This is a genomic window from Streptomyces corallincola (assembly GCF_019104725.1).
GTDB classification, from domain to species: domain Bacteria; phylum Actinomycetota; class Actinomycetes; order Streptomycetales; family Streptomycetaceae; genus Streptomyces; species Streptomyces corallincola.
The window spans coordinates 53,921-75,762 of sequence record NZ_JAHRXF010000006.1 but is presented as its reverse complement, the minus strand read 5'-3'; the positions used below and the strand labels follow the sequence as shown (position 1 = coordinate 75,762).

General features: G+C 74.0%; 19 protein-coding genes. 7 read left to right on the top strand and 12 right to left on the bottom strand.

Annotated features, from left to right (window positions below):
* Positions 1-45: 45 nt before the first annotated feature.
* Positions 46-894: a CAP domain-containing protein gene (locus KUM39_RS06790; protein ID WP_217784494.1), complete on the top strand. Its 849-nt coding sequence runs from the start codon at positions 46-48 to the stop codon at positions 892-894.
* 39 nt (positions 895-933) lie between these two features.
* Here the strand turns inward: KUM39_RS06790 and KUM39_RS06785 are convergent, their stop codons facing one another.
* Positions 934-1,275: an SCO4225 family membrane protein gene (locus tag KUM39_RS06785; RefSeq protein WP_217784493.1), complete on the bottom strand. Its 342-nt coding sequence runs from the start codon at positions 1,273-1,275 to the stop codon at positions 934-936.
* Between the two features lie 217 nt (positions 1,276-1,492).
* Between KUM39_RS06785 and KUM39_RS06780 the strand changes: the two genes are divergently transcribed.
* Entirely contained in the window at positions 1,493-2,338 is an 846-nt protein-coding gene (locus KUM39_RS06780; RefSeq protein ID WP_217784492.1) for a DUF1206 domain-containing protein, read from the top strand.
* A 13-nt stretch (positions 2,339-2,351) separates the two neighbouring features.
* Here the strand turns inward: KUM39_RS06780 and KUM39_RS06775 are convergent, their stop codons facing one another.
* From KUM39_RS06775 to KUM39_RS06765, 3 genes are all read right to left on the bottom strand, one after another.
* Positions 2,352-2,588 carry a hypervirulence associated TUDOR domain-containing protein gene (locus KUM39_RS06775; RefSeq protein ID WP_217784491.1) on the bottom strand — a complete coding sequence of 79 codons (237 nt, stop codon included), beginning with the start codon at positions 2,586-2,588 and terminating at the stop codon, positions 2,352-2,354.
* 31 nt (positions 2,589-2,619) lie between these two features.
* Entirely contained in the window at positions 2,620-3,096 is a 477-nt protein-coding gene (locus KUM39_RS06770; protein WP_217784490.1) for a hypothetical protein, read from the bottom strand.
* A 285-nt stretch (positions 3,097-3,381) separates the two neighbouring features.
* Positions 3,382-3,876, bottom strand: coding sequence for an SRPBCC family protein (locus KUM39_RS06765; protein ID WP_217784489.1), 495 nt, complete (start codon positions 3,874-3,876; stop codon positions 3,382-3,384).
* Between the two features lie 113 nt (positions 3,877-3,989).
* On the opposite strand from KUM39_RS06765, the gene KUM39_RS06760 reads away from it, so the two are divergent.
* Entirely contained in the window at positions 3,990-4,214 is a 225-nt protein-coding gene (locus tag KUM39_RS06760) for a hypothetical protein (RefSeq protein WP_217784488.1), read from the top strand.
* 88 nt (positions 4,215-4,302) lie between these two features.
* Here the strand turns inward: KUM39_RS06760 and KUM39_RS06755 are convergent, their stop codons facing one another.
* The 3 genes from KUM39_RS06755 to KUM39_RS06745 form a co-directional block, all read right to left on the bottom strand.
* Complete coding sequence (locus KUM39_RS06755) at positions 4,303-5,139, bottom strand: restriction endonuclease (RefSeq protein ID WP_217784487.1); 837 nt, start codon at positions 5,137-5,139, stop codon at positions 4,303-4,305.
* A gap of 122 nt (positions 5,140-5,261) precedes the next feature.
* Complete coding sequence (locus KUM39_RS06750; protein ID WP_217784486.1) at positions 5,262-6,152, bottom strand: YegS/Rv2252/BmrU family lipid kinase; 891 nt, start codon at positions 6,150-6,152, stop codon at positions 5,262-5,264.
* Between the two features lie 167 nt (positions 6,153-6,319).
* Complete coding sequence (locus tag KUM39_RS06745; RefSeq protein WP_217784485.1) at positions 6,320-7,972, bottom strand: FAD-binding oxidoreductase; 1,653 nt, start codon at positions 7,970-7,972, stop codon at positions 6,320-6,322.
* A gap of 166 nt (positions 7,973-8,138) precedes the next feature.
* Here KUM39_RS06745 and KUM39_RS06740 point away from each other — a divergent pair, with 166 nt between their 5' ends.
* Positions 8,139-8,738, top strand: coding sequence for a TetR/AcrR family transcriptional regulator (locus KUM39_RS06740; protein WP_217784484.1), 600 nt, complete (start codon positions 8,139-8,141; stop codon positions 8,736-8,738).
* On the top strand, positions 8,735-10,333 hold the full coding sequence (locus KUM39_RS06735; RefSeq protein ID WP_217784483.1) for a glycerol-3-phosphate dehydrogenase/oxidase: 1,599 nt from the start codon (positions 8,735-8,737) through the stop codon (positions 10,331-10,333). The genes KUM39_RS06740 and KUM39_RS06735 overlap by 4 nt, the downstream gene beginning before the upstream one ends.
* Positions 10,334-10,384: 51 nt before the next feature.
* Here KUM39_RS06735 and KUM39_RS06730 read toward each other — a convergent pair whose 3' ends face one another.
* On the bottom strand, positions 10,385-11,746 hold the full coding sequence (locus tag KUM39_RS06730; RefSeq protein WP_217784482.1) for a tannase/feruloyl esterase family alpha/beta hydrolase: 1,362 nt from the start codon (positions 11,744-11,746) through the stop codon (positions 10,385-10,387).
* An 898-nt stretch (positions 11,747-12,644) separates the two neighbouring features.
* Here KUM39_RS06730 and KUM39_RS06725 point away from each other — a divergent pair.
* Positions 12,645-13,868, top strand: coding sequence for a cytochrome P450 (locus tag KUM39_RS06725; RefSeq protein WP_217784481.1), 1,224 nt, complete (start codon positions 12,645-12,647; stop codon positions 13,866-13,868).
* Between the two features lie 187 nt (positions 13,869-14,055).
* Here the strand turns inward: KUM39_RS06725 and KUM39_RS06720 are convergent, their stop codons facing one another.
* The 4 genes from KUM39_RS06720 to KUM39_RS06705 all read right to left on the bottom strand — a co-directional run bounded on the left by KUM39_RS06720 (position 14,056) and on the right by KUM39_RS06705 (position 19,450).
* Entirely contained in the window at positions 14,056-14,850 is a 795-nt protein-coding gene (locus KUM39_RS06720; RefSeq protein ID WP_217784480.1) for an SDR family NAD(P)-dependent oxidoreductase, read from the bottom strand.
* Between the two features lie 339 nt (positions 14,851-15,189).
* Positions 15,190-15,789 (bottom strand): ScbR family autoregulator-binding transcription factor, encoded by a 600-nt coding sequence (locus tag KUM39_RS06715; protein WP_217784479.1) that lies wholly within the window; start codon positions 15,787-15,789, stop codon positions 15,190-15,192.
* 212 nt (positions 15,790-16,001) lie between these two features.
* On the bottom strand, positions 16,002-16,661 hold the full coding sequence (locus KUM39_RS06710; protein WP_217784478.1) for a ScbR family autoregulator-binding transcription factor: 660 nt from the start codon (positions 16,659-16,661) through the stop codon (positions 16,002-16,004).
* Between the two features lie 317 nt (positions 16,662-16,978).
* Positions 16,979-19,450 carry a SpoIIE family protein phosphatase gene (locus tag KUM39_RS06705; protein ID WP_217784477.1) on the bottom strand — a complete coding sequence of 824 codons (2,472 nt, stop codon included), beginning with the start codon at positions 19,448-19,450 and terminating at the stop codon, positions 16,979-16,981.
* 217 nt (positions 19,451-19,667) lie between these two features.
* Between KUM39_RS06705 and KUM39_RS06700 the strand changes: the two genes are divergently transcribed.
* Entirely contained in the window at positions 19,668-21,734 is a 2,067-nt protein-coding gene (locus KUM39_RS06700; protein WP_217784476.1) for a SpoIIE family protein phosphatase, read from the top strand.
* The last annotated feature ends 108 nt before the right edge of the window (positions 21,735-21,842 follow it).

Sequence of the window (21,842 nt, the reverse complement as noted above, 5' to 3'; positions counted from 1 at the left end):
ACGTGCGAGCGGCGTGCCCGGCGGCGACTACCGGTGAGGTCACGCATGGCGAAGCATCGCAAGCAGCAGCACTACCGGCGGATGGTCATAGCCGCCGTCGCGGTGGGCGCGGTCGGCATCCCGACCGCCGCCGTGGCCTGCGTGGACTGGGGGAACGGCGTGCCGTGGAGCCGGGGTACGACGCACCCGGCGGACGCCGCCCGGCTCACCGGCGACCTGAGCGGGTCGAACCGGCTGATCCGCCCCTACGCGGGTGCCACCACCGCCTCCGCGTCCCCGCGCCCGTCGAGCGCCACGCCGGGCCACCGCCCGAGCACCACCCCGCCGAAGTACCGGCACCACCCCTCCCACCCCCGGCAGCACGGCCCGAAGGCCACGTCCGTGCCGTCGCCTCGCTCCATCCCCTCGCACGGCACCGTCCCGCGCGCCGAGGTGTCCGCCTCGGTGACGCTCCCCTCCCCGAGCGCCCCGGCCGCCACCCCGGAGGCCACCGCGACCGCCACCGCCGACTCCGCCTCCGGGTTCGCCGCGCGGATCGTGTCGCTGGTCAACTCCGAGCGGGCGAAGGTGGGTTGCCCGGCGCTGACGCTGAACGCGGAACTCACCGAGGCGGCACAGGAGCACAGCGCCGACATGGCGTCCCACGCGACGATGTCCCACACCGGCTCGGACGGCTCCGACCCGGGCGCCCGCATCACCGCCGCCGGGTACACCTGGAGCGCCTACGGCGAGAACGTCGCCTACGGCTACTCCACCCCGGAGCAGGTGATGGCGGGCTGGATGGCCAGCTCCGGCCACCGGGCCAACATCCTCAACTGCTCGTTCCGCGAGATCGGCGTCGGCCTGTCCCAGCCGGGCGACTACTGGACGCAGGACTTCGGCACCGCACGCTAGGGCCTGTCGTCGGACTCCCCTCCGTCCCAGCCCCGCCGGTCAGGCGCCGTGCGGGCCCGTGCGGTGCTGGCGGACCGACCGGCCGTGCAGCCACCGGTACAGCGCGCCGAGCGCGGCGGCCTGCACCAGCGCGCCGATGACGAGCCCGACAACCGGAAGCGGGTCCGGCAGCGCGACGAACAGCCAGGAGGTGGGCCCGGTGACGACGAACGCCCAGATACCCGCGAAGCTCGCGTCCTCGTGCGCGACGAACAGGGTGTCCACGCCGACCCACACCAGGACGACGGCCACCAGCGCCAGGTAGGCCAGCGCCACCGGGTTCAGCAGCCACCCCCGTATCGCCGTGCCCGCCGTGGTGTGCGTTCCGCCGGTGTCCGCCATGTCCGTCCTCCGAGTCTGTTGGGTCGATCGCCGTGGGCCCTCGCCCACGGCTCCACGGTCGCGCGTCCGGGCGGTCACGGCATGAGCAGCCGTACTCACCTCGCGTGCGCGGGTACCCGGAAACGGCCCGGCCGCTCCTGTGCGGCCCCGGCGGGGACACGGCGGGCCCATGCGTGCGCACAGGTGTCGGCGCCGGGTTCAGGGGCACCGGGCTGATATGAACGCACAGTCGATGGCACGGACGGGCAGCGGACAGGCCAGGCGCGCGGCCGACAGTACGGCGGTGTCGGCGGCGGCCCGCGCGGGATTCGCGGCACGCGGCCTGATATACGTCCTGGTCGGCGTCATCGCCCTCCAGATGGCCTTCGGGGGCGACTCCGGCGGCAAACAGGCGGACCGGGGCGGCGCCCTCGGTGAACTGGCCGAGAAGCCGTTCGGCGCGGTGCTGCTCTGGGCGGTGGGCCTCGCGCTCGCCGGGATGGCGCTGTGGCGACTGTCGGAGGCACTCTTCGGCAGCGCCGGAGAGGACGGCGGAAAGGCGTCGAAGCGCGCGATGGCCGCCGCCCGTTGCGTGTTCTACGCCTTCGTGTCGTACTCCGTGCTGTCGTTCGCGGCCGGTGACAAAGGCAGCGGCAGCGGCTCCTCGGACCGGCAGACGCACGACGTGACGGCGATGGTGATGAAGTGGCCGGCCGGGCAGTGGCTCGTCGCGGTCGCCGGTGTCGGCGTGGTGGTGGCGGGCGGCTGGATCGCGGTCCGCGCGATACTCCGCAAGTTCCGCAAGCATCTGCGCACCGGCTCGATGTCCCCCGCCGCCCAGCGGTTCACGGACGTCTTCGGGGTCGCGGGCGGTACGGCCCGTGGGCTGGTGTTCGCCACGGCCGGGGTGTTCGCGGTGGTCGCCGCCGTACGGCTCGACCCGGACAAGGCCACCGGCATGGACGACACCCTGCGCTCCTTCCGCGACCTGCCCGCCGGGCCCTGGCTGCTCGCCCTGATCGCGCTGGGTCTGGCCGCGTTCGGTGTGTTCTCGTGGTGCAACGCCCGCTGGCGCGAGGTCTGACCTCCGGCGGAGTTCACTTCCGCCGGAGCGCGGACCGCTTGTGGACGGCGGTGCGGCCGGACTTCTCGCTGCGGACCTCGTACTGCGGGTCGTCCGGTGAGGCGTCCACCGTCCGCCCGGCGGCCTCGGTCCGCCCGGTGATCCTGCGTTCGACCTCGCCCTCTGCAGTGCTGCCGTGACTCTTCCAGGTCACCTCGTCCCCCTTGGCGAGCCGCTTACCGGACGCGGCGCCCTTCTTCTTCTCACCCATCGCGCTCAACTCCCTTTTCCTGAGCGGTACTTCACGTTTCCTGCGGAGGCGCCCCCGGCCCCGGCGGGAGCGCGGTGTGGTCGGGGTGCCCGACGGTGCGGCGGGCCTCCTTCAACTCGGCCTCGTAGAGGTGGTCGCGGCCGTCGGCGAGCGCCGTGAGGGCGGCCCGCTCGAAGTCCTGGAAGGGGCGGTAGTACGTGCGGTTGTACGCCTCGACGATCTGGTAGGTCCAGTGGCCGGGGATGACGTTGCGGCCGACGATCTCGGAGCGCAGGCGGTCGGCCCACGTGTGGTGTCCCGCCTCGTGGAGCAGCCGGACGGCACGGTCCAGTTCCCGGTCGGCGCCGCCGGTGAGCTGGTGGAAGGCGTAGAGGTGGCCGCGCGCCCGCTCGGTGGTCTCCAGCGCCTTGGAGAGCGCGCCCAGCGCCTCCACCGTGGTGTCATCCACCCCTTCGGGGCGCCGGTGCGCCTGGTCGGGTCCGTCCCGGTGGCCGTTCTGGTCGCTCATTCCGCGCTCCCTCTCGCACGCCGGGCGATCCCGCACGTCGCGGACGACCCGCCTCTCGTACGGTGACGCGGGTACCCGGCGTGGGCCGCCGTGAGCGTGCCGTACGGGTGACGCGTGGAGAGGGAGCCGGGGTGACTCCCGGCGGGCGGCACCCGAGCGCGCGGCCGGTCGGGGAGGCCCCGGCGGGGCAGCGGCGGGGCGAGGGGGGGTTGCGGGTCCGCGCGGCCTGGCCGGGCCGCGCGGCGCGGGCCGCGTTGGTCCCGCACGCGACCTGCGGACCCCGCTTCACGCGCGGGAGGCTCCCGGGCCGGGCGCGCCCCGGTGGGAGCGCGGCGCGGACGCCTCGTCGGCCGGAGCTTCGCAGACCTCGGCGAGCCGGGCCAGCATGGCGCGGTGCCGGAGCTGGATCAGGGCCTCGAACCCCACGTTGTGCAGGGCGCCCCCGGCACCCCGCAACGGGTGCTCGTCCACGATGACGAGGCTGTGTTCGCCCCACTCCCGTACCTCGATGGAGATTCGGGCGGTGCCGAGGGCGCCCGCGTGGGCCTCCAGCTCCAGGACGGAACCCTCGCGGAAGCGCCGTACGACCGTTTCGTTGGCGACGCGGAGGGGGCCGAGCCGGATCTCGTAGGCCAGCGAGGCGCCCTTCTGCGGCCACTGTCCGGCGCGGGGGCGGGACTTCGCGGTGCCGACGACCCAGTCCGCGTAACGGCGCGGATCGCTCAGCACCTCCCACACGCGGGCCGGAACGGCCTTGATCATCCGATGCCGAACCGCCACGGCCGCCTCCTGGAAGTCACCTGTCTCCACGGTCACCACGTCGGGTGCCCCCACGGCACCGGCCGAACCGCGCTCCACGTGCGGGGGCGGGCCGCGCGGCCGATCCTGGGGGCATGTCCGGCAAACGTCCCGTCACCGTGCAGCTTCCGTCCCCGACCGGTGGTCGCCGGGTCCGGGTGAACGGCGAGATCCTGGGCCTCGCGCACAATGTCCGCGATCTGGTGGAGTTCCTGCGCCGGGCGGGCCTGGATCTGGAACCGGAGGACGTGGCGGACTCGCCGCTGATCGACTGGCGCGGGCTGGGACCGGAGCGGTGGGAGACGGAGAGCCGGATGTGAGCGCCGGGGGGCGGATGCGGGGCGGTGAGCGGGAGGCGCCGGGGGCCTGCGCGCCGACGGCATGACGGGACTGGGGTCCCGGCCGGGGTCAGGCTTCGGCGACGGGCCGCACGTACGTGCCGTCCTGTACGGCGCCTTCGCCCTCCGGCACCGCGTCCCAGGGGGCCGGTCCGCTGCCCTCGTGCCAGGCGCGCAGGTCCCGGCCGTCGAAGCAGAGAATCCCGCACTGGGCGGCGTAGTCCAGCGCCGGGGCGGTGAACTCGCTGGTGGTGACGAGGACGGCGGTGTCGGCGGCGTGCACGGTGAAGCAGGTACCGCCGAAGCGCTGGAGGTCCTGGGAGCCGACCTTGTGGTCCGCCGCGTAGCGCTTGCACTGCACGACGATCCGCCGCCCGTCCGGGGCGAGCCCGAGCACGTCCGCGCCGAGGTCACCCGCTCCACCGACGACCTCGACCTCCCGGCAGCCGTCCCGCTCGCACAGCCCGGCTATGGCCTCCTCGAACGCGTCGGCGTCCAGATCCTCCCAGTCAAGCGCGGGGACGGGCTCCGGGTCCGGCAGGACGGCGGTGACGGCGGGCACCTCAACGGCGTTCAGCGGCACGGCGGTTGGTACGGCGAGGGCGGGTACCGTCCGGTCCAGGTCGTCGGCCGCCGTGCGGGCGCCCGCCGCGAGGGCGGCGGCGGCCCGGCGGGCGTATCTCGTGGCGGAGGTGCGCCGACGCCGCCCGCGCAGGGAGCGCAGAGCGACCGCCGAGGCGATCAGGGCGACGGACACCGCCCACACCGGACGCCGTTCGGCGGCTGCGGCGGCCGTGCGGGCGAGGAGTCCGGCCGCCACCAGGGCGAGGGCCGCGAGCGTGAAGTACAGGGTGGTGGCGCGCAGATCGAAACGCGGGCGGCGCGGCGGACGGACGGGCTGGGTCATGGGCGGCCTTCCGGACGGCGAAGATCATCTCCGGTCCGCATGCCCAAGATCGTTCGTCTCACGGGTGGTTGACGGCACGACCGCCGACGCACGCCCGATGCGGACGCCGCTGTGTCCGCCGGTCAGGCGGGCCGGTACAGCACCGGCAGGTCGGCCGGGCGGACCCGGACCGTGACCGGCAGCGTGGCGTCCACCTCGCCGTCGGCTCCGTACGGCACCGGTGTGGCGGCCTCGATCCGCAACTCCCGCCCGCGCAGCACCCGGACTTCGGCGCGGTGGAGGTGGGCGCCGGTCTTGAGTTCGTTCATCATGGCGAAGAACAGCCGCCGGGGCGCCGCGCCGATCAGGACGATGTCCAGCAGCCCGTCGTCCACGCGCGCGCCGGGTGCGACGAGCCGACCGAAGCCGTAGTAGGGGGAGTTGGCGGCGACGACCGTGTAGCCCCGGTGGGCGTGCTCATCGCCGTCGAGGGTGAGCCGGTAGTCGGCGGGCCGCCAGGTGGTGACGGCGCGCAGGCCGCCCGCGTAGTAGGAGGCGGCGCCGCGCAGCAGCCTGGAGCGGTTGGCATGCCGGTTGGCGAGGGCGTCCACCCCGGCGTAGACGCTGCCGAGCACCACCGTGCGCCGGTGGACGGCCGATTCGACCTCGATGGTGTCCACGGCCCGGGGTTCGTCGCGCAGCAGGATGTCGGCGAGGGCGGCCGGGTCGGCGGGCAGGCCGAGGGCGCGGGCGAAGTCGTTGCCCCGGCCCGCCGGGACGAGCCCGAGGACGGCGCCGGTGCCGCTCAGCGCCCCGCCGATGCCGCCCGCCATGCCGTCGCCGCCGACCGCCAGCACCACCCGGCCCCGCTCCCCCGCCGCACGGGCCAGGTCGCGCGCGTGGTCGAGGCTGTGGCTGTACTCCGTCTCCAGTTCGGCTCCGGCCTCGCGGAGCAGCCGGGCCACATGGAGCAGCGCCGCCGCTCCGGTCGCGTCGCCCGCCGTGGGGTTGACGACGGCGGTGAACTGTCGCATCGGGTGTGCCTCCGGGCGGGTGGGAGCGGGAACTGCGGTGCGGGGCAGGCTGGTTGGAGGGGGCAGGTGGGCCGGGGGTCGGGACCGGCCGGGAGCCGGACCGGTTGGGGCGGGCAACCGGTCCGCTGTCAGGGCCGGGTGGGGTGTGAGTGGGGGGGGGAACTGGGCTATGGGCGGGGCCTGTTGACACCTGCGTGACGTGGTTGCGCGCGGGACCGGTTGACGACGGGCCCGGTGGGCAGCAGCACGCCCGGATTGAGCAACCCGTCCGGATCGAGGCGCTGTTTGACGGCTCGCAGTGCCTCGATGCCGAGCGGTCCGGCCTCCTGGACGTACCAGTCGCGGTGGTCGGTGCCCACTCCGTGGTGGTGGGTGATGGTCCCGCCGGCCGAGAGTACGGCGTCGTTGGCGGCGTGCTTCGCGCGGGCCCAGTGGGCGAGCGGTTCGGCGCCCCGTGCGCCGACCACGGTGAAGTACAGGGAGGCGCCGTTCTCGTAGACGTGCGAGACGTGGCACATGACGAGCGGCGGGGTCCCGGCGGCGGTGAGCGTGTCGGTGAGGGCGGTGCGGACCGCGCGGTACAGCTCGGGCACGCGGGACCAGAAGGCGGCCGTCTCCAGGGTCTCCGCGAACGCCCCGGCGTCGAGCAGCGCGTCGCGCAGGTACGGCGCCGCGTAGCGGCCCTGGGCCCAGTGTTCGCCGGGCGCGGTACCGAGCGGGGTGCCGCCCGCGTCCTGGAGCACGGCGGCGGCGAGGTCGCGGCGCCGTGCGGTGTCGTCGGCGGTGCCCTCGTAGCCGGTGATGGCGAGACACCCCGCGTCTCCCCCGGTCGCCGCGGAGCCGATGGCGTCGGGCCGGGCGAGGCCGACCAGGGTCTCGGTCTCGTCGGACAGCCGCAGCACGGTCGGGCGGGGGCCGTCCTGGGCGAGGCGGCGCAGCGCCGCGGTGCCCTGTTCGAAGGAGGGGAACCGCCAGCCCTCGTAGAGACGGGCGGTCGGCCGGGGGCGGACGCGGACGGTGACCGAGGTGATGACACCGAAGGCGCCCTCGGAGCCGAGGACGAGCTGGCGCAGGTCGGGCCCGGCGGCGGAGCGCGGCGCGCGGCCGGTCTCGATGGTGCCCTCGGGGGTGGCGAGGGCGAGGGCGAGGACCATCTCGTCGAAGCGTCCGTACCCGGCGGACGCCTGGCCGCTGGAGCGGGCGGCGGCGAAGCCTCCGATGGTGGCCCACTCGTAGGACTGCGGGAAGTGGCCGAGGGTGAAGCCGTGTTCGGCGAGCAGGCCCTCGGCGTCGGGGGCGCGCAGGCCGGGCTGGAGCACGGCGGTGCGGGAGACGGGGTCGAGGTCGAGCAGGCCGTTCATGCGGCGCAGGTCGAGGGCGATGAACGCGTCGTGCTCGGGAGCGAGTCCGCCGACCACGGAGGTGCCGCCGCCGAACGGGACGACGGCCACGCGATGCCGGGCGCAGACCCGCAGGACGGCGACGACCTCCTCGTGCGTACCGGGCCGGACGACGGCCTGCGGGATCGCGGTGAGGTCGCCCGCGCGCATCCGGAGCAGGTCGGGGGTGGACCTGCCACGGGTGTGCCGGACACGGGTCTCGGCGTCCGTGCCGACGTGCGCGTCGCCGCCGACGGCCTGCGCGAGCGCGGCGAGGGCGGCAGGCGCGACGACCGGCGCGGGCACGTCGAGGTCGTCGAGCGCGAGGGCGGGTGCGGTGCGCGGGGTGACGCCGAGCAGGTCGCGGAGCAGTCCGGTGACCGCGTCGGGCAGCGGGGCCGCCTTGGCCGGGTCGCCCCAGCCGTTCCACAGCATGTCCATCGCAGGCTCTACCTCACAGGTCTCACGGGTCTCACGGAGCACAGGGGTCTCGCGGTGCCTTACGGGTCTGACGGGACGCGCGGGATCTTGCGAGGCCGTGCGCCGTGTCCGCCGGGGCTGTCCGCCGGGCTGTCCGGTCCACCCCAGGGGCGTTACACTGTGACACATGACGCCTATTCGTCACAACGGTGCGGACACCGATTCCGTGCTCGACGTGGTGCGCGACTGCGTGCTCGCCGTCGGGGTGCGCCGCACCACGCTCGCGGACGTGGCCCGCCGCGCCGGGGTCTCCCGGATGACGCTGTACCGGCGCTGGCCCGATCTGCGCACACTGGTCGGAGACCTGATGACGCGCGAGTGGATCGGCGTGGCCACCAGTGCCATTCCCGAGCCCCGGCCGGACATCGACACCCGCACCCGGATCGTCACGGGTCTGGTCGCCGGGGTGGAGGCGTTCCGCGCGCACCCCCTGTTCCACAAGATCGTGGACGTGGACCCCGAACTGCTCCTCCCTTACGTCCTCGACCGGCGCGGCGCCAGCCAGGACGCCCTGCTCGCCCTGCTGTCCGAGGCACTGCGCGAGGGCCACACGGACGGCTCGGTGCGCGTCGCACCGCTCGAACGGCAGGCGCGCGCACTGCTGTTGATCGTGCAGTCCTTCACCCTGTCCCTGCGCACGATGACCGACGAGGACGATCCCGAGCTGGACTCGGCCGCCTTCCTCGCTGAGCTGCGCGTCCTGCTGGAGAGGACCCTGACCCCATGAGCCGGACCGGTCCCGCGGGCCGCACGTCCCTCAACATGGCCCGCCGAGAAAGGGAGTTGACCGAGGCTGCGGACGGCCGTGTCGTGGACGTGCTGGTGATCGGCCTCGGCGCGACCGGTGCGGGAGCCGCGCTGGACGCCGCCGCGCGCGGTCTGGACGTGGTCGCGGTGGACGCGCACGACCTCGCGTTCGGCACCTCCCGCTGGAGTTCCAAGCTGATCCACGGCGGGCTGCGCTATCTGGCGTCCGGGCAGTTCGACGTCGCCCACGAGAGCGCGGTGGAGCGCGGGGTGCTGATGACCCGCACCGCCCCGCACCTGGTCGGCGCGCAGCCCTTCGTCCTGCCGCTGACGCCGCTGGTGTCGCGCGGGCAGGCCGGGCTGGCCTGGGCCGGGTTCCGGGCGGGGGACGCGCTGCGCACGGCGGCCCGCACCCCGCGCCGGGTGCTGCCGGTGCCGCGCCGCCTGTCCGCGACCGAGGCACGGCACCTGGCTCCTGCGGTCCGCCCGGACGGGCTGCGCGGCGGCCTGCTCTCCTGGGACGGCCGGGTCACCGACGACGCCCGACTGGTCACCGCGCTGGCCCGCACCGCCGCCGGACACGGCGCGCGCATCCTCACCCGGGTACGCGCACTCGACGCGTACGGCACCGGCGTCCGCTTCCGCGACGAAGTCACCGGCGAGGAGGGCGAGTTGCGCGCCCGCGCGGTGATCAACGCCACCGGGGTGTGGGCCGGTGACCTGGTCGGCGGCATCCGCGTCCGGCCCTCCCGTGGCACCCATCTCGTCCTGCGCTCGGAGCGGCTCGGCCTCCTCCCGGCGGGGCTGCACGTCCCGGTGCCCGGCGAGAGCAACCGGTTCGTCCTGGTCCTGCCGCAGGGCGACGGCCGGGTGTACGTCGGTCTCACCGACGAGCCGGTACGGGGTCCGGTGCCGGACGTGCCCGAGGTCCCGGAGTCCGACATCGGCTTCCTGCTGGACGTGCTCGGCTCGGTCCTGGACACACCGGTACGCCGCGACGAGGTGGCCGGGGCCTTCGCCGGGCTGCGTCCGCTGCTGGACATGAGCGGGGCCGAGGGGTCAAGGCGCCCGGGAGAGAAGGGAGTTCGTACCGCCGATGTCTCGCGGCGGCACGCGGTGCTGACCTCGCCGGAGGGGGTCACGACCGTGGTCGGCGGGAAGCTGACCACGTACCGCCGGATGGCCGAGGACGCGGTGGACACGGCCGTCGCGGCGCGCGGTCTGTCCGCGCCGCCCTCCCCCACGGCCGCGCTGCCCCTGGTGGGCGCCGCCGCCCGTGAACGGCTGCGCGCCCTGCCGGTGCCGCGCCGACTGGTCCGCCGCCACGGCACCGAGGCCACCGCCGTCCACGCCCTCACGCTCCGGGACCCGTCGCTGGCCGCACCGGTCGTACCGGGCCACCCCGTCACCCGCGCCGAACTGGTCTGGGCGGCCCTGCACGAGGGCGCCCTCGACACCGCCGACCTCCTCGACCGCCGCACCCGCGTCGGCCTGGTGCCCGAGGACCGGGAACAGGCGGAGGGAGCCGCGGCCGAGGCACTGACGTGGGCGGCGGAGGAGAGCACGAGAGGATGAACTCGGCTTTTCACGTCGCTATTTGACGTGACATCGGATTCTGGTGCCGCGTCAGTCGAGCGACCCCTCGTTGACCGGATCGCCGGAGGCCGGGCGGGGCACGGTGCGGCTGGGCGGCGGTTCCTCGCCGTGCTCGACCCAGGCGGTCAGCGCGGTGAACGCGGTCCGGTAGCACGGCAGGATCGGCCGCAGCCGGTCGGGGAAGGTGTCGTACAGCCCGTCCACGTGGTTGCCGTCCTCGATGCGGTAGTAGCGGTGCATCCGGGCGCGGCCCCGGTCGGCGATCATGCGGGCGTACACGTCGGACTGCACGGCGATCGGGATCAGGGAGTCGAGCGTGCCGTGCAGGGTGATCAAGGGTCTGCCGATGCGGCCGGTGAGCGAGACGCGGGAGACGGCGTCGTGTACCCGGCGCGGGCGGGACGCGTAGTCGTAGGCGGCGTCGGAGGCGCAGGGCGCGAAGATCTCCGCCGGGGTGCTCCCCGCCGAGGTGCCGGGGCAGACCGGGTCGTAGCCGGGGTCGAACGCGGCCCGGTAGGTCTTCTGGGTCAGCCCCCAGTAGACCTGCTCGTGGTAGGGCCACAGGAACTCCGAGCCGGGTGCGAACCCGGCGCGGTACATCGCCTCGTCGTCCGCCCTGCCGAGCTGCCGGGCGACGGCGGTGGGCAGGAAGGTGAACAGGTTCGGCCCCTCGGGGCGCCAGAGCGGGCCCTCCCAGTCCACGCCGCCGTCGTACAGCTCGGGGTGGTTCTCCAACTGCCAGCGGGTGAGATAACCGCTGTTGGAGATGCCGGTCATATAGGTGCGGCGCGGGGTGTGTCCGTAGTGCTGGGCGATGACGGCCTTCGCGGCACGGGTGAGCTGGGTGGTGCGACGGTTCCACTCCGCGAGGGCGTCGCCGGGGCGGTCGCCGTCGGTGTAGAAGTCGGGGCCGCTGTTGCCCTTGTCGGTGGCGGCGAACGCGTAGCCCTGGGCGAGCACCCAGTCCGAGACGAGGAAGTCCATCGCGTACTGGCGACGGACACCGGGCGCGCCGGTGACGACCAGCTTGCCGTTCCAGTCGTCGGGCAGCCGGATCACGAACTGGGCGTCGTGGTTCCAGCCGTGCAGCACGTTCAGGCGCGAGGTGTCCGGGAAGCAGCCGTCGATCTGGACGCCGGGCACTCCGGTGGGGTTGCGGGTGCCCTGGGCGTGCAGGCCCGCCCAGTCCGCCTGTTCGGTGTAGGGGGTGCCGGTGAGTGCGGCGGTGGTCAGGTCGGGGTGGCGGGACACCTGCTGCCGTTCGGCACCGGGCACGGTGAGCCGCCTCCGGCCGGGCGGACCCGCGTCGGCACGGGCGACGGCGACCGGCGTCACCGCCGTGGCCGCCAGCAGGGCTGCGGACAGGAGGGTGGTCCTTCGACTGGGGCGCATGCGGACATCTTTGGCGGGGGTGTGGGACGCGGCCATAGGGGGGCCGCACACTCCTGTGCGGCTTGGGGTGGCGGGGGCGCACATGTGCGGGGCAGCTATGTGGGGGGCGCACTGTTCCTGTGGGGTCTGGCTCCGTGGGGCCTGGAGCTGTGTGCTCGGGAGCTGTGTGCCCCGGCGCTGTGTGCTCGGGAGCTGTGTGTGCTGACCCCATGTGCTCCAGCGCTATGTGCCTGGAGCTGTGTGTGCTGGCGCCATGTGCCCCGGCGCCATGTGCTCCGGCTCCATGTGCTCCGGAGCTGTATGTGCTGACGCCATGTGTGCTGCCGCGATGCGCGAACCGGCCCCCCGAGACGGTTTCCTCCCGGCGTGCGGCCCGTGGCCGCCTGCGGCACGCTACGGGGAGGAACGGCGAAGGGACAGGGTGTGACCGACGGTGACGGACGGTCCTGGTCGTCCGAGCGCTCCGGGTCATCCGGGCCGCCGGACGGGTCGCGGCGGTCCGGGAACCCGTGTCACCCCGGACGGGACGACACGGCTCCGGGAGACCGGTCCCATCGGCGCGCGAGAGAGGCCGCCCACGGGGACCGCCGTACCCCGGACCCGCCCGATGCCCGCTCCCCCAACCGCGCCCACCGCCCGCGTACCGCCGCCGGGCCGGGACGGATCGTCGTCCGGCGGCCCCCCGGCCTCGACGGCGGAGGCGGACCGCCCGGCGGCCTCACCGGCGAGGAACACGGCACCTGCTGACCAGCGGCCCCCACCTGCCACCCGCACCCGGCCACGCGGTAGCGGGCCCCGGCAGTGCGAGCCACCCCGCCCCCACATCCACGTCCACGTCCACCCCGCTCCCACTCTCACCCCGCCGACCCGTACCACCGCACGTCAGGAGTGATGCGCCATGACGCTCGACCCCGTCGCCCCCTCGTCCGAGCCGCGCGTGCGGCCGTGGGCCGTGGACGATCTGCCCGCGCTGGACCCCGATCCGTTCCTGGACGAGGTGCTGCGCGACGAGCCGATCACCCGGATCACGCTGCCGTACGGCAGCGGTGAGGCGTGGCTGGTCACGCGGTACGACGACGTCCGTTTCGTCGTCTCCGACCCGCGCTTCTCCCGTGAGGAGGTCGTGGGCCGGGAGGTGACGAGCATGGCGCCGGAGGCGGTGGCCTCGCAGACGGCGGGGTTGCAGTACATCGACCCGCCCCGGCACACGCGGCTGCGCCGGGTGGTGTCCAGGGCGTTCACCGGCAAGGGCATGGAGCGGCTGCGCCCGATGGCCGAGCGGACCGCGCACGCGATGCTCGACGGCATGGAGCGTGCCGGGCGGCCCGGCGACCTGATGGAGCACCTGTACACCCCGTTCCCGATCGCCGTGGTCTGCTGCTTCCTGGGCGCGGACGAGGACGACTGGCACGAGTGGGCGGCCAACTCCGAGGCGCTGCTCTCCCAGTCCGCCGACACCGACCGGCTCGACGCGGCCCGCAAGGCGACCCGTGGCCGGGTGGTCGAGCTGCTCGCGCGGCGCCGCGCGGACCCGGGCGAGGACCTGGCGACCGTGCTCGCCTCGGCGGCGGCCTCCGGGGAGATCAGTGACGACGAGGCGATCTCACTGGCGATGGCCATTTACGTCAGCGGTGGCCACGCGGTCCGGAACAACAGCGGCTCGATGATGTACGCCCTGCTCACCCATCCGGAGCAACTGGCACGGCTCCGTGCGGAGCCCGCGCTGCTGCCGAAGGCGGTCGAGGAGCTGTATCGCTTCGTTCCGCACCGCAACGGCGTCGGAATCCCGCGCGTCGCCACGGAGGACGTGGAGTTGGACGGGCGGCTGATCCGCAAGGGCGATGTCGTCTACAACGCGTACGTGGCCGCCAACCGCGACCCGTCGGTGTTCCCGGACCCGGACGCCCTGGACTTCGAGCGGTCCGGGGCGGCGCACCTCGCCTTCGGTCACGGCCCGCACTTCTGCCTCGCCGCCCTGCTGGCCCGTATGGAGGCCGAGGTGATGATCTCAACGGTGCTGGAACGCTTCCCGGATCTGCGGCTCGCGGTCCCCGCCGACCAGGTCGAATTCCAGCGCGAGGGCCTGATCAGAGGCCCGCGCACCCTCCCCGTCCTCTGGTGACACCGGCACCCGGCCCGCTCGCCCGGTGACACCGGCACCCGGCGCACCGCGCGCCCCGGCCCGTCCGCGACGTCCGTCGTGCGGCGGGCCGGGGCGCAAGAAGGTGCGGGGCGCAAAATGCGGAGTACGGAGGCGCGGGGCCCGAGGCGCGGAGTACGAGGGAACGGCGGCCGGGCCGGTACGGGGATCAGGGGAGGATCGCGTCCACGTAGCCGCCGTCCACACGGAGCGCCCCTCCGGTGGTGGCCGACGCCTGGTCGGAGCTGAGGTAGACCACCATGTTGGCGATCTCCTCGGGCTCGATCAGCCGCTGGAGCAGGGACTGCGGCCGGTGCTCGCGCATGAAGGCACGCTGGGCCTCGTCCCAGGGCAGGTCCCGGTCCACGAGTTCGTAGACGAAGTCCTCGACGCCCCCGGTGTGCGTGGGGCCCGCGATGACGGAGTTGACGGTGACGCCGGTGCCCGCCGCCTTCTTGGCGAAGCCCCGGCTCACCGCGAGGAGCGCGGTCTTCGACATGCCGTACTGGATCATCTCGGCGGGGATGACGACCGCCGAGTCACTGGCGATGTACTGGACGCGCCCCCAGCCGCGTTCGGTCATGCCGGGGAGATACTGCCGGGTCAGCCGGACGGCGGCGAGAACGTTCACCTCGAAGTAGCGGCGCCACTCGTCGTCGGTGATCTCCAGCGGGTCGGCGGAGCCGAAGATTCCGAGATTGTTGACGAGGATGTCCACCTGCGGCAGTTGGCGCAGCACTCGTGCGGCGCCCTCCTCGTCGCTGACGTCGGCGGCCACGGGGACGAATTCCGCGCCGGGTACCTCCCGGCCCAGCGTCGCCACGCTTTCGGCCACGCGCTCCTCGTTCCGTCCGTTGACCGCCACCCGTGCCCCGGCTCGGGCGAGTCCGGCGGCGATGGCGGCACCGATGCCCTGGGTGGAGCCGGTGACCAGGGCGGTGCGTCCTGTGAGATCGATGTGCATGGGTGAACGGGTTCCCCTCACTGCGGCCGTGATGCGGTACGACGATCAGTGTGGTCACGGGACGCGTGCGGGACGGGTACGCCACACCCGGACGGGCCGGGGACCAGCCGTTTCCCGGAACACGCACGCGCACGGGCCCCGCTCCGCCCGGGGACGGACAGGGGCACGGGCCCCGCCCCGTCCGGAAACACGCACGGGCACGGGCCCCACTCCGCCCGGAGACCCGCACGGGTACGACCCCACTCCGCCCGGAGACGGGCCGCACACCGGGTCCCGAGCCCGCACCCGGCCACTGGGCACACACCCGGCCCCTACCGAGCCCGCACGCGAAGAATCGATTCAGCTACTCGACCGAATGGCTGCGCCCGACGCCATCACCGGCAGCAGCCCCGTCCAGAACTCCAACAGGTGCTCCGGCGCCACCAGTTCCCGGTCGCGGCCCCCCACGACCTCTCCGCCGACGGTCGCGGCCAGGACCGCGCCCGCGACGCTCTCCGGGGTGACACCGTCCGCCAGTTCACCGGCGAGGCGGGCCCGCCCGGCCGTCTCGCGGACCCAGGCGTGCCACGCGTCCAGCGCGGGGGCGCGTCCGACGCGGGCCGGATCGCCGCCCAGGGTGAACCCGGCCCGCAGCACCGGTTCGTCCCGGAGCGCGGCGGCGAGTTCGCGGATCGCCGTGACCAGGGTGGCGAGCGGGCCACCGCCGGCCGAGGGACCGCGCGCGGTGAGTGCCCGTACCCGCAGCGCGGCGCTGTCCTCCACGGCGGCGGCGAGATCGGCCTTGCTCGGGAAGTGGAAGTGCAACGCGCCCGCGCTGACCCCGGCCCGGCCGCTGATCACGGGCAGGGAGGCACCCGTGTATCCGTGCTGGACGAAGCTCTCCGCCGCGGCCTCCAGGAGGAGCTGCCGGGTACGCGCCGCCCGTGCCTGTTTGACCATGCCGTTCGCTCCCCCGAGTGACGTACCTGTGCGGGCGTCTCCGTGGTCCCACATGAACTCGCCCCGACAAACCGCCAAGCCAGTATGTTTTACGGTCACTCACCACGGCAAGAGACGGTGCGGGCGTGGGGGTGGGGACCCGATGGTGCGGGCGGCCGATCACAAACGTGTCGGGCGGCACGCCCCGCGCCCCGGCCCGCCGGAATGGACGCTCACCACTCCCCCGAGGCCACGATCTCCTCGTACACGCGTCGTCCCCGGTCCGGCGACATGTCCAGTCCGAGCAGCACGGACGGCACCGCGATACCGCTCACCACGTGGCGGAAGAGAGCGATCAGCCGTTCCGTCAGGTCGGCGTGATCGCTCATGATCTTCGACAGGACCTGCGCGCCGGTGAACGCGGCGACGAACGCCTCGGCCGCCACCGGCACTTCGACGTGCGGCAGCAACTCGCCCTTCTCCTTGGCGCGTTCGAGGAACACGGTGTTGTGGGCGATCCACGAGGCCATCGGCACCCGGCGGTCGAGCCCGTCGTGCGGTCCTCCCTGGTCCACGGTCAGCCGGATGCTGCCCCGGACCATCGGGTCGCCCGAGGTGAGCAGGTGGGCGAGGAGGAACGCGGCGTCCAGGCCGCGCTGGAGCTCCAGTTCACGGTTTGGCGCCACGGGCACCGCGTTCAGCTGGTCGGCGAGGACGGCCTGGGCGAGCTGCTCCTTGGAGGAGAAGTGGAAGTAGAGGGCGCCCTTGGTGACACCGGCCCGCTGGAGTATCCCGGCGATGGTCGCGCCCTCGTAGCCGACCTCGGCGAACAGCTCGGCCGCCGCCACCAAAATGGCGCGTCTCGTCCTGATCGCTCGTTCTTGCAGGGCCACGACACTTCCTCCGCACTGGCGCGATGAACGCCGGCCCGGCGAAGGAAACCGACAGGTACGTATCCTGCCACCGGAAAAGAAGCGCCTTCAAGCAGATGCGTACCGTCTCGCCCCGCCCAGCTGGACGTAAGGACGGGGCGCCCAACAAACCGAATGGTCCGTATCTTTTGATGCTCCGTGGGACGCCCGAACTCTTCGGATCGGCCCGCACTTCCGAGCCGCCTGCACCTCCGGGACCGTACGCCTCCCACCGGGGCCGCGTTCCCGGCACCCCGCACCCGGCACCCCGCACCCCGAACCCCGCACCCCGCACCCCGCTACGGAATCTCCTGCTCCGCCCAGATGATCTTCCCGTCCTCCGTGTATCGGGCGCCCCAGCGGTGGGCGAGCTGGGCCACCAGGAACAGGCCCCGGCCGCCCTCGTCGGTACTGCGGGCGTGCCGCAGCCGGGGTGCGATGCTGCTGGAGTCGGCCACCTCGCAGGTGAGCCGGGCATCGCGCAACAGGCGCAGCCGGAGCGGGGGTTCGGCGTAGCGGATGGCGTTGGTGACCAGTTCGCTGACGATGAGTTCGGTGGTGAGGCCCAGTTCCTCCAGACCCCATTCCCTGATCTTGCGGGTGACGTCGGCACGGGCGCGGCCGACGGCGGCCGGGTCGCGGGGGATGTCCCAGGAGGCCACCCGGTCGGGGCCGAGGGTGTGCGTGCGGGCCAGCAGCAGGGCCACGTCGTCGGGCTGCGGCACCGGGACCAGCCGTTCCACTGCGGACGCGCACAACGCGGCGAGACCGGGCCCGCGTTCGCCGAGGACGGCCCCCAGCCGGGCCATGCCCGCCTCCAGGTCGTGGCCGGGTCCGTCGATCAGACCGTTGGTGTAGAGGCCCAGGAGGCTGTCGTCGGGAAGTTCGACCTCGGCGGACTCGAAGGACATGCCGCCGAGTCCGAGGGGCGGTCCGGCGGGGATCTCGGGATAGATGGCCCGCCCGTCGGGGGTGACGACGACGGGCGGCGGGTGTCCGGCACGGGCCATCGCGCACCGTCGGGTGACCGGATCGTAGACGGCGTACAGGCAGGTCGCGCCGAGGAAGGTGGCGTCGCCCCGGGTGGCCCAGTCGCCCTCCTCCTCGCCCAGCCGGAGCACCAGGTCGTCGAGGTGGGCGAGGAGTTCGTCGGGTGGCAGCTCCATGTCCGCGAGGGTCTGCACGGCCGTCCGGAGCCTGCCCATGCTGGCCGCCGCGGCGATGCCGTGGCCGACGACGTCCCCGACGACGAGTCCGACGCGCGCGCCGGACAGCGGGATCACGTCGAACCAGTCGCCGCCGACCCCACCGGTGGGGTCGGCGGGCCGGTAGGCGGAGGAGACCTCCATCGCGGTGCCGCCGGTGAGGGCGTGCGGCAGCAGGCTGCGCTGGAGGGTGAGGGCCGCCGTGTGCTCCCTGGTGTAGCGGCGGGCGTTGTCCACGCAGACGGCGGCCCGCGCCACGAGTTCCTGTGCGAGCAGCACGTCGTCGGGGCCGAACGGCAGCGGGTTCAGGGACCGTACGAAGGTGGCGAGACCGAGGGCGGTGTTGCGGGCGCGCATGGGCACGGAGATCAGCGAGTGCATCCCGAACTCCCGGATGCGTTCGGACCGCAGGGGCTGTTCGGCCAGCCAGAGCGGATCGGCCGGGTCGAGGTAGGGGATGTGCACGGGGGCCCCGCTGACCAGCAGGGTGCCGTCGTTCGGCGGGGGCACGAAGTCCACCACGTCCCCGACGCGCGCGGCGGCCTCGGGGGCGCCCTCGCGGACGGAGGCGAGCGCGGCGCGGCGCATCGCCGGGCGGGCCGGGGCGGGTCCGGCGTCAGTGAGCCAGGCGCCGTGCCCCTCGGTGCTGAGCACGGGTTCCAGCAGGTCCACGATGACGAAGTCCGCGAACCTCGGTACGGCGAAGTCGGCGAGTTCCTGCGCGGTGCGGACCACGTCCAGGGTGCGTCCGATGCTGGTGCCCGCCTCGTTGACGAGGGTGAGCAGCCGCCGGGCGTGCCAGCGTTCGGTGACGTCCAGGACCATGTAGCAGACGGCGGTGACGGTGCCGTCGGCGTCGAGCAGCGGGAAGAACGACGTGGAGTAGGCGTGCCTGCGGTAGGGGTCGGCCCAGCTCCAGCCGACGTGTTCGTAGTCGGTGACGGGTTCGCCGGTGGTGAGGACCTTGCGCATCAGTCCTTCGAGGGCCTCGGCGGGCAGGCCGGGCAGTACGTCGCCCATCCGGCGTCCGAGCCGGTGGCCGCGGGGCACCCCGCCGAACCGTTCCAGCGTCTCGTTGAGCCACAGGTAGCGCAGGTCTGGGTCGAGGACGGCCATGCCGATCGGCGAGTGGGTGAGGAAGCCGTCCAGGACGGAGCGGCCGAGGGGCCAGCGGGCCTGCCGTCTCCGGGCCGACAGCAGGAAGCGTTCACGGCCGTCCAGCGGGAACGACGCGGAGACCCGGAGGTCGATCTCCAGGGTGTGGCCGTCCTTGTGCCGTACGGCGGCCAGGCCGCTCCACCCCGTACCGGCCCGGCAGTGCTCCGCGATACCGGCGGCGCGCGCGAGGTCGGCGGGTCCGGCGAGCAGGGCCGCGGCGGGCCGTCCGACGACTTCCGCGGGGCGGAAGCCGAGGAGTTCGCACGCCGCGCGGGTCCAGCCGGTCACCGTGCCGTCCGGTGCCAGCACCGCCGCCGCGTCGGTGGAGGCGTCGAGGACGTCGCGCGGTCCCGTGGAGTCGTCTCCCGTGGACGCCGACGTGCCGAAGCCCTCTCGCCCAGGTTCCATCTGTTCCATCCTCCGTCCTCCCCCGGCGTACTGCCTGTCCAGCGGTCCCGCCCGCCGCGCGGACCGCCCGGGCTCCGGACGCGGTATGGCGGCGGGGGCGGCCCCGACTGGGGGGCGGGCGCGGTTGGGGGCAGCATGGAGGGACCCGGTCACCGGCGTCCCCCTGGCGTCGGCGGGGCCGGCCCGTACGGTGGCCGGCCGCTGGAGGTGGACGGTCATGGCGGTGAACGCGGCGCACGACGGCGGCACGGGGCGGACTCCCGGGTCGCCGCCGCCGACCGGTCTGCTGGACGTGCTGAGCGTGGCCGCGGTGGTGCTGGACACGCAGGGCCGCATCGTGTTCTGGACCCCGCAGGCGGAGGAGCTGTTCGGGTACGCGGCGCGGGACGCGCTGGGGCGGCAGGCGGCCCGGATGCTGGTGCGTCCCGAGCATCTGGACGCCGCGGTCGGCCTGTTCGCGGACGTGCTGGCGACCGGGCGGGGCTGGGCCGGTGCCTTCCCGATCCGGCACAGGGACGGCAGCAGCCGTCTCACCGAGTTCCGCACGATGCGCCTGCTGGACGACCGGGGCGCGGTGTACGCGCTGGGGATCGCCGCCGACCATTCGCTGCTGCAGCGGGTGGAGACGGATCTCGCGCTGTGCGAGCGGCTGATCAGCCAGTCCCCGATCGGGCTGGCCCTGATGGACCCGGATCTGCGGTATCTGCTGGTCAACCCGGCGCTGGAGCGGCTCGACGGCATCCCGGCGGAGGAGCACATCGGGCGCCATCTGCGAGAGACACTGCCGTTCCCGGACGCGGACAGTGTGGAGTCGGCGCTGCGTCAGGTGCTCACCACGGGCACCCCGCTGCTGGACCAGTTCCATGTGGGCCGGCCGGCGTCCGACCCGGACCGGGAGCACGCCTGGTCGCTGTCGTTCTACCGTCTTGAGGACCCGGGCGGCCGGGTGCTGGGGGCTGCCGCGTCCGTGGTGGACGTCACCGAGCGCCACCGGGCGGCGGCCGAGGCGGACCGGGCGCGGCGGCGGCTGGCACTGGTCGCGGAGGCGTCGGCGCGGGTCGGCACCACGCTGGAGGTGGACCAGACCGCGCACGAGCTGGCCGGGATCTGCACCCCTGAGCTGGCCGACGTGGTGGCGGTGGACGTGCTGGACGCGGCGCTGGCGCTGCGCCGGGTGCGCCGCTCGGACGCGGGTCCCGAGCTGTTCCGGGCGCTGGCGCTGCGCGCGGCCCGGCCGTCGGTGGCGCTGCGCGCGGCGGACGCGCCGGGTGATCTCGCGGCGTACGACGGCGACCGGCTGGTGACGCTGTGCGTGCGGACCGGGCGGCCGGTGCTGGTGCGGCGAGTGGCGGAGGAGGACCTCGGCCGGATCGCCCGGAGCGCGGAGGCGACGGCGCTGCTGAGGGAGGCCGGGGTGCACTCGTACCTGGCGGTGCCGCTGATCGCGCACGGCGAGGTGCTGGGCGCGCTGGACCTGAAGCGGACCGCGAATCCGCTGCCGTTCGACGAGGACGACGTGGTCCTCGCCACCGAGCTGGCCGGGCGGGCGGCGGTGGCCATCGACAACGCCCGCTGGTACCAGAGCGTCCGCAACACCGCGCTCACCCTCCAGCGCAGTCTGCTCCCGGACCACTCGGCGCACCACACCGGTCTGGAGCTGGCCTCGCGCTACGAACCGGCGCAGGCGACCAGCGAGGTGGGCGGCGACTGGTACGACGTGATCACCCTGACCGGCGGGAAGACGGCGCTGGTGGTGGGCGACGTGATGGGCAACGGCATCGACGCCGCCGCGACGATGGGCAGGCTGCGCACGGCGACCTGCGCGTACGCGGACCTGGACCTGGCGCCCGGCGAGGTGCTGCGCCATCTCGACCGGGTGACGTGCGATCTGGAGCACTACATCGTGACCTGCGTGTACGCGGTGTACGACCCGGCGACCCGGCGGTGCACGCTCGCCAACGCGGGCCACATGCCGCCCGCCCTGGCCCGTGAGGGCCGGCCGCCGGAGTTCCTGGACCTGCCGACGGGGGCACCGCTCGGGGTCGGCGGGGTCGCGTTCGAGGAGGTCACGCTGGAGCTGGGCGCGGGCGATCTGCTGGTGCTCTACACGGACGGCCTGGTGGAGACCCGACAGCATCCGATCGACGACCGGCTCGATGTGCTGCTGGGCTTCCTGGACCGGCCGTCGCGTCCGCTGGAGGAGACCTGCGACCTGCTGCTGTACGGGCTGCGGCACCCGGACGACCACGACGACGTGGCGCTGCTGGTGGCGCGGGCGCTGTAGCCGGGGCCGGGTCGCCCCGCGCCGCGCGAACGGCATGGGGGGCGTGCCGGGTCCGCGTGGTGGCGTACGGCCGTTGGTGCGACGCTTGAGGGGTCCGTGGAGCGGAAC

Excerpts from the sequence above, each read along its gene's own strand:
- KUM39_RS06790 (WP_217784494.1), top strand. The coding sequence starts at position 46 with ATGGCGAAGCATCGCAAGCAGCAGCACTACCGGCGGATGGTCATAGCC.
- KUM39_RS06785 (WP_217784493.1), bottom strand. The coding sequence starts at position 1,275 with ATGGCGGACACCGGCGGAACGCACACCACGGCGGGCACGGCGATACGG.
- KUM39_RS06780 (WP_217784492.1), top strand. The coding sequence starts at position 1,493 with ATGAACGCACAGTCGATGGCACGGACGGGCAGCGGACAGGCCAGGCGC.
- KUM39_RS06775 (WP_217784491.1), bottom strand. The coding sequence starts at position 2,588 with ATGGGTGAGAAGAAGAAGGGCGCCGCGTCCGGTAAGCGGCTCGCCAAG.
- KUM39_RS06770 (WP_217784490.1), bottom strand. The coding sequence starts at position 3,096 with ATGAGCGACCAGAACGGCCACCGGGACGGACCCGACCAGGCGCACCGG.
- KUM39_RS06760 (WP_217784488.1), top strand. The coding sequence starts at position 3,990 with ATGTCCGGCAAACGTCCCGTCACCGTGCAGCTTCCGTCCCCGACCGGT.
- KUM39_RS06755 (WP_217784487.1), bottom strand. The coding sequence starts at position 5,139 with ATGACCCAGCCCGTCCGTCCGCCGCGCCGCCCGCGTTTCGATCTGCGC.
- KUM39_RS06750 (WP_217784486.1), bottom strand. The coding sequence starts at position 6,152 with ATGCGACAGTTCACCGCCGTCGTCAACCCCACGGCGGGCGACGCGACC.
- KUM39_RS06745 (WP_217784485.1), bottom strand. The coding sequence starts at position 7,972 with ATGGACATGCTGTGGAACGGCTGGGGCGACCCGGCCAAGGCGGCCCCG.
- KUM39_RS06740 (WP_217784484.1), top strand. The coding sequence starts at position 8,139 with ATGACGCCTATTCGTCACAACGGTGCGGACACCGATTCCGTGCTCGAC.
- KUM39_RS06735 (WP_217784483.1), top strand. The coding sequence starts at position 8,735 with ATGAGCCGGACCGGTCCCGCGGGCCGCACGTCCCTCAACATGGCCCGC.
- KUM39_RS06730 (WP_217784482.1), bottom strand. The coding sequence starts at position 11,746 with ATGCGCCCCAGTCGAAGGACCACCCTCCTGTCCGCAGCCCTGCTGGCG.
- KUM39_RS06725 (WP_217784481.1), top strand. The coding sequence starts at position 12,645 with ATGACGCTCGACCCCGTCGCCCCCTCGTCCGAGCCGCGCGTGCGGCCG.
- KUM39_RS06720 (WP_217784480.1), bottom strand. The coding sequence starts at position 14,850 with ATGCACATCGATCTCACAGGACGCACCGCCCTGGTCACCGGCTCCACC.
- KUM39_RS06715 (WP_217784479.1), bottom strand. The coding sequence starts at position 15,789 with ATGGTCAAACAGGCACGGGCGGCGCGTACCCGGCAGCTCCTCCTGGAG.
- KUM39_RS06705 (WP_217784477.1), bottom strand. The coding sequence starts at position 19,450 with ATGGAACCTGGGCGAGAGGGCTTCGGCACGTCGGCGTCCACGGGAGAC.
- KUM39_RS06700 (WP_217784476.1), top strand. The coding sequence starts at position 19,668 with ATGGCGGTGAACGCGGCGCACGACGGCGGCACGGGGCGGACTCCCGGG.